A 12,001-nucleotide genomic window follows, 5' to 3' on the forward strand; every position below is an offset into this window, starting at 1 on the left:
TTTCGATGTGAGTGAACCGATGCCTCTTTAGTAACATTTTAACTGAGTGATCGCGGGGGCTTGATTCTTGTTTGTGTTGGCGTTATAATATTTCTTGCTTAGCTCTTGCGGGTGTAGTTCAATGGTAGAACGCCAGCTTCCCAAGCTTGAGGCGAGGGTTCGATTCCCTTCACCCGCTCCATAACCTTTTTTTCAATCTCTTGCCCTTTGATTAACAAAGGGTTTTTTTGATTTTATTGGGGAGATATGGTGGGTCCCGTATGGGTCCCGTGGCTAATATGTGCCTCCCCTAGTCCAGATTGAAATGAATTAACTGGAAATCTTACCGTTAATTTTTGGCTTTTTCTCATGGGCAAAGTACTAACGGGAAAATCTACCGTTAATTTTGCAGATTTCTTGCTCAGTGGCTGATTTGAACTGAAATAACAGTAGGAATTACCGCTAATTCTTCGGTTTTGCTCAAAAACGGCCAAAATAACGGTAGAAAATCCAGTTAGTGTGATAGGGCTTCTCGCCCGACCCGGTACATAACAAAAAGCACCCATATGGGTGCTTTTTTAGCACGTCCCCGTCAGGGTACTCTCGCGCCGCTCGAGTCTCCGCTTGTCCGCCCTGCTTGTGCGGGCGGTCCCGCTCCGACGAACCCCACCTGGGGTTCTCACCCTCCCGGAAACGTAAAAACACTCTCCGTTTTGGAGAGTGTTTCGTCACGTCCCAGGAGGGATTCGAACCCCCGACCGACGGCTTAGAAGGCCGTTGCTCTATCCAGCTGAGCTACTGGGACACATCGTTATAAAAAAAGGATGCGTTAATTATTATAGCGCATCCTTTTTGTTTTTCAAAGCGTTTTTAGCATAAATTTGGCATCTCATTTGTCAGCGGGGCAACTGCTCCAATTGAGCAACGATCCAATCCTTCGCGAGCAGGTTCTCCAGGAACTCCTTCCGCTGAACTTCCGGCTCCGGCCAGCCCTGATCGCCAAACTGCTCCTCCGCCACCTCGGAGAACGCCTGATGCAGATGGTTATCATACCAGTCGATCTCCAAGTCGGCATCGCTGCGAATCATTCGGATAATTTCATACCCTTTCCCGTCCGCAGCACGTGCCACATATACAAAAAGCTCAGGGTCTCCCACCGCACCAGGATACACCTGGATCACAGCACAAGGCCGCCCTTGGTGCTCATCCATCCGCCGATATTCCGCATCCTTGATGTAATAGGTCACAGACTTCGCTCCTTTCTGGTGAACATTCAAACCGAGCTACAGCTGCGCGGCAAAACCAGAGCGTTCCATATGCGCCCGCGTCTCTGCCGTACCTAAACGGTAAATTTCACGATATAACGCGTTCAGATAGCTTTCGTAGCTGCGATTGACATCATCTTCCGGCGTATCCGGCCAAGGATAGGTAAACGCCATAAATCCGTTCTCCTCCTTCTCCCCCAAATGCTCGAGCATATGACTCAGGTGATCCGCCTCCTCCCGGGTGGCTTGAATCTCCCACTCGTACGCGGCAGCACCGGGATCTTCAAGTAGCGATCGCCCTTGTACCGAAACGTAATAAGTCCTTTTTTCCATAATTAACCCTCCTTCTTATGCCTTGCTCCAGCTCGCGATATACTGCCTCCACGCCATAGTTTTCCATAATGGACAGACATTTTATGCCCTCGTTCGGCATAATTTGTTAATACTTTTCACCCGGTCGGCAAGCGGGGACTGTAAAGCAATGCGGAGAGGAGATAGCAAAAATGTGCGGAATAACCGGCTTTATCGAATGGAACCGGGACCTGACGAAAGAATCGGACTTGGTGTTATCCATGACGTCCTGTCTGGAAAAACGGGGACCGGATGCCCAGGGAACTTGGATTTCCGGCCCGTGTGCCTTCGGACATCGTCGCCTCAGCGTCATGGACCCCGAGAACGGGGCACAGCCGATGATTATTCATGAGGAAGATGCGGTATTCACGATTGTATATAATGGGGAAATTTATAACGCACTGGAGCTGAAAGCTGAACTGCAGCGGAGAGGCCGAACGTTCCGTACCAACTGTGATACGGAGGTGTTGCTGCAATCGTATATCGAATGGGGACCGGATTGCGTCTACCGGCTGAATGGGATTTTTGCGTTCGCCATTTGGGACAGCGTTCGGGAGCATGTCTTTTTTGCCCGGGATCGCCTTGGCGTCAAACCGTTGTTCTACAGTGAAATTGACGGTACGTTGATCTTTGGTTCCGAGCCTAAAGCGATCTTACGCCATCCGAAGGTCGAGCCCGTCGTCGGGCCCGAAGGTCTTGCCGAAATTTTTGTCATCGGTCCAGCGCGGACGCCGGGCCATGGCGTGTACAAGGATCTAAAAGAACTGCGTCCAGGCCACGTCATGATCTTCAACCGCAATGGGCTGCGCAAATACGCTTACTGGAAGCTGGAAGCCGAGCCGCATACGGACAATGTGGAGGAAACGGCCGCAACGATTCGCCAGCTGCTGCAGGACACGATGGATCGTCAGCTCATTTCCGACGTGCCGGTATGCACCTTGCTGTCCGGCGGTCTGGACTCCAGCGCATTAACCGCACTGGCCGTCGATTATTACAAGCGGACCGGCCAAGGTCAAGTTAACACGTATTCGATTGATTATGTCGACAACGACAAGCATTTCCAAGCCCACAGCTATCAGCCTGGTGCGGACGGTCCGTGGATCCAGCGGATGGTCGAGGAACTGCAGACCGCCCATCACGCCATCAAGTTCGATACGCCTGAACTGGTTGCGGCGCTGCCCGACTCGACGATTGCCCGCGATTTGCCAGGCATGGCAGATGTGGACGCCTCATTGTTGCTTTTTTGCCGGGAGATCAAAAAAGGAGCCACCGTCGCCATCTCCGGCGAAGCCGCAGACGAAGTCTTTGGCGGTTATCCATGGTTCCACCGCGAGGAGCTCCTCAATTCGGGGACGTTTCCGTGGTCGGTGGCAACCGGGCTGCGCGCAGATCTGTTGTCACCGGAAATCCGCGAGTGGATCAAACCGGAACAGTATATCGCCGATCGTTACAGCGAAGCGGTCGCAGAGACACCGAAGCTGGAAGGGGAAAAAGGGGAGCGGGCTCGGATGCGCGTCATGTCGTACCTGAACATCACCCGGTTCATGCCAACGCTGCTGGACCGCAAAGATCGCATGAGTATGGCGGCAGGATTGGAGGTCCGCGTGCCTTATTGCGATCACCGTCTGGTGCAGTACGTCTGGAATATCCCATGGGAGATCAAAACGACCGGGAACCGGGAGAAAGGGATTTTGCGCAAAGCGCTGGAAGGCATTCTGCCTGAAGACGTTCTCTACCGCAAAAAAAGCCCGTATCCCAAAACGCATAATCCGAACTACCTGACGGCTGTCCGCGATCAAATGCTGAAGATTCTCGACGACCCGACCTCGCCGATCTTGCCGCTCATTAATGCGGACAAAATTCGTGCCATCGCCGCGTCCAAGGAATCGTCCTCTAACCTGCCTTGGTTCGGCCAGCTGATGAGCGGGCCGCAGCTGTTTGCGTATCTGTCGCAGGTGAACTTCTGGCTGAGCACCTACAACGTGAAAATTCGTTAATTGAAGCGCAAGAAGCAAGCCGGGAACCTTACCCAGGTCCCTGACTTGCTTTTTTTGATGTCGCTTATAGTGGGTTGCGAAAAAATAACTGGAAAACCTGCCGTTAATTTTACTGGTTCGGGTGCTTTAACAGGCATTAACGGTATTTCCTGACGTTAATTTCGGGCATTTGGGCCGTTTCCGGCCTTTAGGGCAAAATTAACTGTAGGTTTTACCGTTAATTGGTGCAACGAGCCAAAAAGTCGAAAATTAACAGGAGGATTTACCGTTAATTTCCCGCAAGCAAGCGGCTATGAGCCAAGCCGCACGGGCTGCACGGCCTCCTCGGGCCTCACGTGCTGCACGGTCACACGGCCCTCGCCTACTTCCCCGCAGCCGTCCCGCTCAGCTTGTCCGCCAACGCCCACAGCGCCGCACCGCGGTGGCTGATGGCCTGCTTCTCCTCCAGCGTCAGCTCGGCCATGGTCTTCTCGTACGCCGGCAGGTAAAACAGCGGGTCATATCCGAACCCGCCGCCGCCCGCCGGCTCGGAGGTGATCCAGCCCTCCACTTCGCCGGAGGCTTCGATAAACTGCCCTTTGGCCGGGTCGTACAAGGCCAGATGGCAGACAAAACGCGCCGTGCTCAGCAGCGGCTGCTCCGTATCCTCGCCCAGCCGCCGCTTCTCCAGCTCGGCGAGCAGCTTCTCGTTGTTATCCTCGTCGCTGGCGCCTTCCCCGGCATACCGGGCCGAATACACGCCCGGCGCACCGTCCAACTGGTCGACGCAGAGGCCCGAATCGTCGGCCAGGACAGGACGGCCCAGGGCGTCGCCAACCGTTTTGGCCTTCTTGCGGGCATTTTCGGCGAAGGTTGCCCCGTCTTCCACAACTTCCGGCGCATCCGGGTAGTCAGCCAAGCTCCGAACCTCTTTGCCCAGCGGCTCCAAGGCATGAGCAAATTCCCGCACCTTCCCGGCATTCCGGGTCGCCACGATAATCTCCGTTCCTTCGATCATGCTTACACCACCGTTCCGGACTGCCCGCTTCCGATCAGCAGCGCAATCGGCCCCAACGCCTCACGCTGCTGCTCGATCATCTCCCGAATTCCCTTCTCGGCGAGCGCCAGCATTTGATCCAATTCCGCTCGGGAGAAGGGGTTCTCTTCCCCGGTGCCTTGCACCTCAACGAATTGGCCGTTGCCAGTCATCACCACGTTCATGTCGACCTTCGCTTTGGAATCCTCCTCATAGTTGAGATCCAGCAGCGTGTTCTCCCCAACGATCCCTACGCTGACGGATGCGAGAAAGTCGGTGATCGGAAACTTCGGCAGCGCGTGCTTCTGAGCAATCTTGTGCATCGCTAACGCCAGCGCCACGAACGCCCCGGTAATTGACGTCGTCCGCGTTCCGCCATCGGCCTGCAAGACGTCGCAATCGATCGTGATAGATCGTTCACCAAGCGCCTGCAGATCGACGACCGAACGCAGTGCACGGGCGATGAGCCGCTGGATTTCCATCGTGCGGCCGCTCAGCTTCCCTCGGGCTGATTCCCGCTGGTTCCGCGTTTGAGTTGCGCGAGGGAGCATCGAATACTCCGCCGTTACCCAGCCTTTGCCCTGCCCTTTCATAAACATCGGGACCTTCTCTTCGACCGTAGCGGTACACATCACCTTTGTATCGCCCACCTCGATGTAGACAGACCCCTCTGCGTATTTATTAACATTGACGGTTAAATTCATCGGCCGGCGCTCGTCCGCCTGGCGTCCGTTGCTTCTCATCTTTTACTGCCTCCTACGTGTTCTTGCTGTCAATATGCTTTCCCTATTCTACCAAAGTGTGGGCATAAAAGCACCTTTCCATTCGGCCCAAAAAAAGAACCCTGCACCTCGCAGGGTCCGGTTTGCATCGTAGGGCGTGCCGCGGACAACATAGTTACAGCGGGATTTCGTTAATCGTTTCCGGCCGTATCACCGGTTCGCTGTAGGTCTGGTTATCCAGGCCAACAACTTCCTTCTGACCGTTGAGCCAAATGCGCACCTTGCTGTCGTCCCGGTTCTCCGTCACCGTCAGCACCAGGGATTGCAGCATTTGTGCTGGCAGCTTCTCCCCAGCTTCAAACATATCGTCCTTCAGCGCAACGGTCACAATGCCGTCCTTCGAGACCTCGACGCTTTCCAGCTTCGTGTTATCGGTCACGACCCGCTCCAGGCCGTCTCCTTGTTGCGGCCCTTTGAGCAGCTCGCCGAGCGCGGATTTCACGCGATCGCCGTCGGCCGGGACAAATCGCGTCACCGGGACGAAGTATTGAACCCCCTCTGGCGTTGCTGCGGAGAAGTAGACAATGACCGGGCTTAGTTGGGATAAGCCGGATTCTGCTTTAATTTCGAGATTAATCCCAAAATTACGGCTAAGCGGCCGATCCAGCGGCGTACCGTTCACCGGCATTTCGTTTAACTTCTGCCCGTCCACCCATAGCTGAACCTTCTCCACATCCGGCGTTCCGGTCAATGTCCAGGTCAACGCTTCAAGAATTTTGCGCTCATCGGCGGCTTCATAGCCCGTAAATGCTTGGTTAAACTCGACGACAGCCAGCTTCTCATCTTTTTTAACAGTTACAGCCTTCACTTCACTGCCCGCCGGAAGAATGCCGCTAAAACCAACCGGGAGGAGGCTCGCATACTTGCCGTCCTTCACCAGCATCTCCAGCATCCGGTTCAGCTTCAGCGAAGCCTCGCCATCAGGCAAGTGCAAGGCGACCGGGGCCAGCAAGCCATGCTCGTTCACCAAGTAAACTGTAGAGAGTGCTTCCTCCTGGGCAAAGCTTGTCTGCTCCGCGGCATCCAGACCTTCCAACATTTGCGTTTCAATATCGGTAGGCGGAGGATCGATTTGAGCGGAGCTTCCCCCAAACATACCGCAGCCCGACAGCAGCAGCGGAAGCGTAATTGCCCCGGCGGCAGCCGTATTTCGTAATCGGCGGTTCCATTTCATTTTTGCTCGTGCCTCCCTAAGTTTTTCATTTGGCTAGGTTTGTATTACTATATATACGAGCCTTGTCCCGAAACATAACTATATTTTTCCGGGATCTGGACAAACTTCTTCATATCTTGCCAATCCAACTATTAATGACGAGGAGTAGAGTGTATGGGGATGGAACAACCAAAGGCCAAAGCGCCTTACAGCCTGAACAGCAAAAAGGTCGCTGATGCCACCAAGGAGTGGCTGCACAAGCGCGGCGTAACGACGGAGCAAATCGCGGAACTCGTAATGTTTTTGCAGCAAAAATACTACCCGAACCTGACGATGGAAGAGTGCATACATAACGTAGAGCAGGTGCTGACCAAACGCGAAGTGCAAAATGCGGTACTGACCGGCATTCAGCTCGATATTTTGGCGGAGCAGGGGATGCTGATCCCTGAACTGCAGGACATGATTGCCAATGACGAGGGGTTGTACGGGGTGGACGAAATCCTGGCCTTCTCGATCGTCAACGTGTATGGAAGCATCGGCTTCACCAACTACGGTTATGTCGATAAGCTGAAACCGGGCATTTTGGAGCGGCTGAACGACAAGACATTGGGGCCGTGCAATACGTTCTTGGATGACATTGTCGGCGCCATTGCTGCCTCGGCCAGCAGCCGGATCGCCCATCGCAAACAAGCCGAACGGGAAAAAGAACGCGGTGAGGAATCCGTTGACTCCGAGCACTAATCTCCATCAACGCACGCGCAAAGAAGGACGGCAATTATCTGCCGTCCTTCTTTGCGCTTATATATCGAATGATCTCGTCTTCGCCTGATCCTGCCTTCTGCTCCTCCACCCGCCCTTGCCGGACCAGCTCCACGAGATGCGCCAGCGTCTCCGACATCGCAAAGCGCATTTGGTGAATGCTCAGCTCTGTGCCAAACAAGGCGGTACAAACGTCAAAGGCCGTTTGCGGCCGCTCCTGCAGCAAACGTTCGATGCGCAGGAGGCGCTCACCGTGATGCTCAAGCAACAGCCGCACACGCTCTGCAAAATAATCAAACGGATGGCGGTGTCCCGGATAGGCGGTTGTAACCTCGTAAGCGCTCAGCTTCTCCAGCGAATCCAGGAACGATTGCAGCGGCTGCGGATCACTGCCGGGCAGAAAGCTGACGTTGGGCGAGATTTGCGGCAGCACCGCATCCCCGCAGAACATCAGTTGGTGTTCGGCATTATAAAACGACAGGTGCCCCGGAGCATGTCCAGCCGTTTCAATCGGCAACCAGGCTCGTCCCCCCATCTGGATCAACTCCCCCTCCCGGAGGAAGGTCACTTCAGGAGCCGGAGTCACCTGGGTAAAGAAGCCGTTCAGGTGTCCCGGCAGCTGGCTGTACCACGATTCGGGCATTCCATGCCGCCGATACAAATCAGGCAGCGCTTCGTGCATCCGGCTCTCCGGCCCCCACATCAACCGCGTTTCTTCATACGCCCGCGGAGACATGAAGACGGTCGCTCCGGTGATTTCCTGCATATATCCCGCCAAGCCATAATGATCGGGGTGATGGTGGGTTAAGACAATTTGCGTCACGTCGCGCGGTGAAATTCTGAGATCCTGCCAGGCTGCACGCCACTCCTCAATCGTCTCCTCCGTTCGCGGTCCCGGATCGATGATGGTAATCCCCTCATCCCCCTGCAGCACATAGCTGTTCACCCGGCGAAGGGGAGGGGCCATCGAGATCGGAACCCGAGCCACGAGCTCCCGGTCCCAGAGCTGGATTTCCGGTAGTAATGTCATGCCCGCACCCCCACCAAAATCATGCGCCGAGACGTGTTTGGATCGTAAAGTTCTTCGTCATAATCCCCATGAACGTTCTGCAAGGTTAAACCGGCCTCCTTCAGCATCTGCCGAAAATCATCCAACTCGTACAGTTTAATTCGTTCCATATAATGCCTTGGCTCTCCGCCAGGTGCGGTAATTTCAATATCCTTGATGACATACCCATCTTCAATCCGACGTCGTTCCACAATCTGCTGCCCCGCGTCCTCCCGTTCCGAATACGGAACAAGATGAGCGGCAACATACGCAGGATTCAGAAAATCGAGAAGGAAGCGGCCGCCTGACTTCAGAACGCGAGACGCTTCGCGCAGCACTTTGATCTGCTCCTCGTCCTCTTTAAAATATCCAAATGAAGTGAATAAGTTCACCACCGCCGCAAACTCCCCGCTTTGAAACGGCAACTCGCGCATATCCGCTCGGTGCCAGATGATCCGACCTTCGGGGTCGAGGCGTCTCGCCTCGCGCAGCAATACCTCTGACAAATCCACGCCGGTCACCTGGTACCCTGCTTCGGCCAGCGCCAGTGAATGGCGGCCCATGCCGCAGCATAAATCCAACACCTTTGCGCCGGGAGGAAGATGAAGCCAACGGATCATCCGATGAACTTCGTGTTTCGCACCTTGCGCGTCGCGGTGCTTATACACCAGCAAATAATCTTCCCCGAAACTTAGCTCATACCATTCCGCCATGTGCCCCTGCCTCCATGCATTCCGTCCCATTTAGAGATGTACTTTAATGCATCCGTGTATCCTCATTGTACTGTCAGATTTCCAGAAACACAAAGCGATCTTGCTGTACAGTATTCGGAAACCGACATGCCAAAAACCGCCGAAGCTCTGCTCCGACGGTTTGAAGGGCTGCGTTCTGCAACCGAATTACTCGGCTGCGGCTGCATCCGTTAACGTATTGGTGATTTGGGCTTTGCTGCGAACATCCTCCAGCCAAGCTCCCGACATGCTGGATACCTGTTGGGAGATCAGGGTCTTGCGGATCTCGTCCTTCTTCTCATCCAGCGTTGCTGTATGGGCTTCCTTCTTATCGGTGACTTTGATGACTTGATATCCTTCGCTGGTCTTAACGGGGTCGCTAATTTCGCCTTTGCCCAGCTTGAAAGCGGCCTCTTCCACCGCTTCTTCTCTCTCGCCGCGGGCGAAGAAATCGGTGTCCCCGCCTTGATCCTTCGTCGCCGTATCCAGCGATTTGCTCTTCGCCAGCTCTGCAAAATCGGCGCCTTCCTTCAACTGCTTCACGATGTCCTTCGCTTCCTCTTCGGTTGCGACCAAAATCACGGAAGCCCGCACCTGTTCCGGTATATTAAAGGAATCCTTATAGGTTTCGAACGTTTCCTTCACCTGATCATCGGTGACATTGATCTGCGGTTCCAGCAGCTTCGTCAGCTTCAGCTCCATCACGACCTGCTTGCGCAAATCGTCCATGGTCATTCCGTATTGCTCCAAAGCTTGATTCAGCGCTTCTTCCGAACCGAACTGGGTTTTGTAGGTTTCGATTTCGGCGTCGACATCGGCATCCGTGATCGTGATATTTTTCTTAGCCGCCTCCTGGTTCACAAGCTCTTGATTGATGAGGTTCGTCAGCGCCTGCTCTCCGCCATTGGCAGCCAGTTCTTCATAAAGCCGGTCCTTCGTAATTTCCACACCGTTCACCGTCGCGACGGCCTCAGCCTTATTCGTTGCAAACGGCGGTTTGATCAACACCACAACCAGCAAAACGGCCAGGACCAACGAAACGATCTGCCATACTTTATTGCTGGATTTCGGGGCTTGTGGGGCTTGTCCCGGTGCAGTCTCGGTCTCCCCGTTCATGGGAACCATGACCGGCGTATCATACCCATCATTTGCTCCCTGCTCATTTCTTTCTTTTTCGTCCATACGTCTTTGCGACTCCCTTCTTCTGAAGCGTTCAAGATTCAATTCAGTCGTGCTTTCTTGACTTTACCAGATATCCATCGAATTTACCTTAAATATTCCTGAAAAAAAGCACATCTCTTTTAAGTTGCATTTAAGGAAACGAAAAGCCCGCGCGGTGACTGACATTACCCAATCATTCGTTTTCTTGGCAAAAAAGGTGTAGAATATACGGGTAAACCTAGTTCTAGTTCGGGAGGAACATTTGACGATGGATTATCAAGCTTACTTTAATACGAACCGCGAACAACACTTGAAGGAACTCGGCGAATTGCTTCGGATTCCCAGCATCTCGGCTTTGTCCGAACACAAAGGTGATGTACAGAAGGCCGCCGAATGGATCGCCGAAGCGCTGCGCCGCGCCGGGATGGAATCGGTAGAGATTCATCCTACCGCAGGGCATCCGATCGTTTATGCCGAGCATCTGCATGCGCCTGGGAAGCCAACCGTTCTGGTATACGGGCATTATGACGTTCAACCGGTAGACCCGCTGAATCTGTGGGAGACGCCGCCGTTTGAGCCATCCATTCGGAACGGCAAGCTGTATGCCCGCGGAGCGACAGATGATAAAGGCCAAGTGTTTATGCATATCAAGGCCGTAGAGGCGATTTTGAAGCAGGAAAAAGAACTTCCCGTTAACATTAAGTTCTGCATCGAAGGGGAAGAGGAAGTAACCAGCCCGAACCTGCCCGCCTTCTTGGAAGCGAACCAGGACAAGCTGGCCGCTGACGTGATCCTGATCTCCGACACCGCGCTGATGGCACCGGGCAAACCGGCGATCTGCATCGGCCTGCGCGGCTTGTGTGCGATGGAAGTCTCGGTGTATACCGCCAACACGGATTTGCACTCCGGCACCTATGGCGGCGGCGTCCCTAACGCGTTGCATGCGATGGTATCGTTGCTCGCTTCCCTGCATGACGAGCAAGGCCGAGTCACGGTCGAAGGCTTCTATGAAGGCGTACACGAGCTGTCTGCACTGGAACGCGAAGAGTTCGCCAAGCAACAGTTTGATGAAGAGAAGCTCAAGCAGGACCTTGGACTGGAGGAGCTGTTTGGCGAAGCGGGGTACTCCTTCGTTGAGCGGACCGGCGCCCGGCCAACGCTGGAACTCAACGGGGTGTACGGCGGATTCCAAGGGGAAGGAACCAAAACGGTACTTCCGAAGGAAGCCCACGCCAAAATCACCTGCCGCCTCGTTGGCGACCAGGATCCGCAAGCCACGATTGACCGCATCGAACGGCATCTGCACAAACATCTGCAACCGGGAGCAACCTTGAAGGTCAAAGCGACCGAGAAGGCGCGGGCGTTCACCTGCAATCCGGAAGATCCGATGCTGCAAAAAGCGGCCGATGCCTACGAAGCCATTTACGGCACTCGGGCGCTGTTTACGAAGGACGGCGGTTCGATTCCGATCGTGGAGACCCTCTCCCGCGTCCTGTCGGCTCCAGCCGTCATGATGGGCTTTGGGCTGCCGGATGAAAACCTGCATGCGCCGAACGAACATTTTAACCTGGAGAACTTCGACAAAGGGTTGCTCACGATCGTTCATTATTTGAAATCGCTGTAAGCAACGTTCATTTAGCCAATAACCTCCGGCATCTGATGTGAATAGGATGCTTGGAGGTTCTTTATATTGGTGAAAAATGCGCATAAGAAAAACGCCTGGCGGCGTCCTTTTAAGTTCGTTCAACTGAGTTCATACA

Annotated in this window: 11 protein-coding genes and 2 tRNA genes; 4 read left to right on the plus strand and 9 right to left on the minus strand. The window is 54.3% G+C overall.

Annotated elements, in window-relative coordinates; translation table 11 throughout:
• Positions 1 to 107: 107 nt before the first annotated feature.
• Positions 108 to 181 (plus strand) — tRNA-Gly (locus RW092_RS02265).
• A 529-nt stretch (positions 182 to 710) separates the two neighbouring features.
• Here RW092_RS02265 and RW092_RS02270 read toward each other — a convergent pair.
• The 3 genes from RW092_RS02270 to RW092_RS02280 form a co-directional block, all read right to left on the minus strand.
• A tRNA-Arg gene (locus RW092_RS02270) sits at positions 711 to 784 on the minus strand.
• A 91-nt stretch (positions 785 to 875) separates the two neighbouring features.
• Positions 876 to 1,226: a hypothetical protein gene (locus RW092_RS02275; RefSeq protein ID WP_316009402.1), complete on the minus strand. Its 351-nt coding sequence runs from the start codon at positions 1,224 to 1,226 to the stop codon at positions 876 to 878.
• 36 nt (positions 1,227 to 1,262) lie between these two features.
• Positions 1,263 to 1,577 carry a hypothetical protein gene (locus tag RW092_RS02280; RefSeq protein ID WP_316009403.1) on the minus strand — a complete coding sequence of 105 codons (315 nt, stop codon included), beginning with the start codon at positions 1,575 to 1,577 and terminating at the stop codon, positions 1,263 to 1,265.
• Positions 1,578 to 1,747: 170 nt separating this feature from the next.
• Between RW092_RS02280 and asnB the strand changes: the two genes are divergently transcribed.
• On the plus strand, positions 1,748 to 3,592 hold the full coding sequence (asnB, locus tag RW092_RS02285; protein WP_316009404.1) for an asparagine synthase (glutamine-hydrolyzing): 1,845 nt from the start codon (positions 1,748 to 1,750) through the stop codon (positions 3,590 to 3,592).
• A 361-nt stretch (positions 3,593 to 3,953) separates the two neighbouring features.
• On the opposite strand, the gene RW092_RS02290 is transcribed toward asnB, so the two are convergent.
• The 3 genes from RW092_RS02290 to RW092_RS02300 all read right to left on the minus strand — a co-directional run bounded on the left by RW092_RS02290 (position 3,954) and on the right by RW092_RS02300 (position 6,563).
• The gene (locus RW092_RS02290; RefSeq protein WP_316009405.1) at positions 3,954 to 4,589 is read right to left on the minus strand and encodes an XTP/dITP diphosphatase; all 636 of its coding nucleotides are present in this window, start codon (positions 4,587 to 4,589) and stop codon (positions 3,954 to 3,956) included.
• Between the two features lie 2 nt (positions 4,590 to 4,591).
• On the minus strand, positions 4,592 to 5,350 hold the full coding sequence (gene rph / locus RW092_RS02295; RefSeq protein WP_016311080.1) for a ribonuclease PH: 759 nt from the start codon (positions 5,348 to 5,350) through the stop codon (positions 4,592 to 4,594).
• A gap of 154 nt (positions 5,351 to 5,504) precedes the next feature.
• Positions 5,505 to 6,563, minus strand: coding sequence for a GerMN domain-containing protein (locus RW092_RS02300; RefSeq protein WP_016311079.1), 1,059 nt, complete (start codon positions 6,561 to 6,563; stop codon positions 5,505 to 5,507).
• Between the two features lie 153 nt (positions 6,564 to 6,716).
• On the opposite strand from RW092_RS02300, the gene RW092_RS02305 reads away from it, so the two are divergent.
• Positions 6,717 to 7,283, plus strand: coding sequence for a phosphatidylglycerophosphatase A family protein (locus RW092_RS02305; RefSeq protein WP_016311078.1), 567 nt, complete (start codon positions 6,717 to 6,719; stop codon positions 7,281 to 7,283).
• A gap of 34 nt (positions 7,284 to 7,317) precedes the next feature.
• Here RW092_RS02305 and RW092_RS02310 read toward each other — a convergent pair whose 3' ends face one another.
• The 3 genes from RW092_RS02310 to RW092_RS02320 all read right to left on the minus strand — a co-directional run bounded on the left by RW092_RS02310 (position 7,318) and on the right by RW092_RS02320 (position 10,262).
• Positions 7,318 to 8,331: an MBL fold metallo-hydrolase gene (locus RW092_RS02310; protein ID WP_316009406.1), complete on the minus strand. Its 1,014-nt coding sequence runs from the start codon at positions 8,329 to 8,331 to the stop codon at positions 7,318 to 7,320.
• Positions 8,328 to 9,062 (minus strand): class I SAM-dependent methyltransferase, encoded by a 735-nt coding sequence (locus tag RW092_RS02315; protein ID WP_016311076.1) that lies wholly within the window; start codon positions 9,060 to 9,062, stop codon positions 8,328 to 8,330. The genes RW092_RS02310 and RW092_RS02315 overlap by 4 nt, the downstream gene beginning before the upstream one ends.
• Positions 9,063 to 9,248: 186 nt before the next feature.
• On the minus strand, positions 9,249 to 10,262 hold the full coding sequence (locus RW092_RS02320; RefSeq protein ID WP_316009407.1) for a peptidylprolyl isomerase: 1,014 nt from the start codon (positions 10,260 to 10,262) through the stop codon (positions 9,249 to 9,251).
• A 247-nt stretch (positions 10,263 to 10,509) separates the two neighbouring features.
• Here RW092_RS02320 and RW092_RS02325 point away from each other — a divergent pair, with 247 nt between their 5' ends.
• On the plus strand, positions 10,510 to 11,865 hold the full coding sequence (locus tag RW092_RS02325) for a dipeptidase (RefSeq protein ID WP_016311074.1): 1,356 nt from the start codon (positions 10,510 to 10,512) through the stop codon (positions 11,863 to 11,865).
• Positions 11,866 to 12,001: the final 136 nt, after the last annotated feature.

It is taken from the genome of Paenibacillus sp. 3LSP (assembly GCF_032465655.1).
GTDB lineage: Bacteria > Bacillota > Bacilli > Paenibacillales > Paenibacillaceae > Fontibacillus > Fontibacillus barengoltzii.

What these genes read in the sequence shown, in the direction of transcription:
- RW092_RS02280 (WP_316009403.1), bottom strand. Translation starts at nt 1,577, where the DNA reads ATGGAAAAAAGGACTTATTACGTTTCGGTACAAGGGCGATCGCTACTT.
- asnB (WP_316009404.1), top strand. Translation starts at nt 1,748, where the DNA reads ATGTGCGGAATAACCGGCTTTATCGAATGGAACCGGGACCTGACGAAA.
- RW092_RS02290 (WP_316009405.1), bottom strand. Translation starts at nt 4,589, where the DNA reads ATGATCGAAGGAACGGAGATTATCGTGGCGACCCGGAATGCCGGGAAG.
- rph (WP_016311080.1), bottom strand. Translation starts at nt 5,350, where the DNA reads ATGAGAAGCAACGGACGCCAGGCGGACGAGCGCCGGCCGATGAATTTA.
- RW092_RS02300 (WP_016311079.1), bottom strand. Translation starts at nt 6,563, where the DNA reads ATGAAATGGAACCGCCGATTACGAAATACGGCTGCCGCCGGGGCAATT.
- RW092_RS02305 (WP_016311078.1), top strand. Translation starts at nt 6,717, where the DNA reads ATGGGGATGGAACAACCAAAGGCCAAAGCGCCTTACAGCCTGAACAGC.
- RW092_RS02310 (WP_316009406.1), bottom strand. Translation starts at nt 8,331, where the DNA reads ATGACATTACTACCGGAAATCCAGCTCTGGGACCGGGAGCTCGTGGCT.
- RW092_RS02315 (WP_016311076.1), bottom strand. Translation starts at nt 9,062, where the DNA reads ATGGCGGAATGGTATGAGCTAAGTTTCGGGGAAGATTATTTGCTGGTG.
- RW092_RS02320 (WP_316009407.1), bottom strand. Translation starts at nt 10,262, where the DNA reads ATGGACGAAAAAGAAAGAAATGAGCAGGGAGCAAATGATGGGTATGAT.
- RW092_RS02325 (WP_016311074.1), top strand. Translation starts at nt 10,510, where the DNA reads ATGGATTATCAAGCTTACTTTAATACGAACCGCGAACAACACTTGAAG.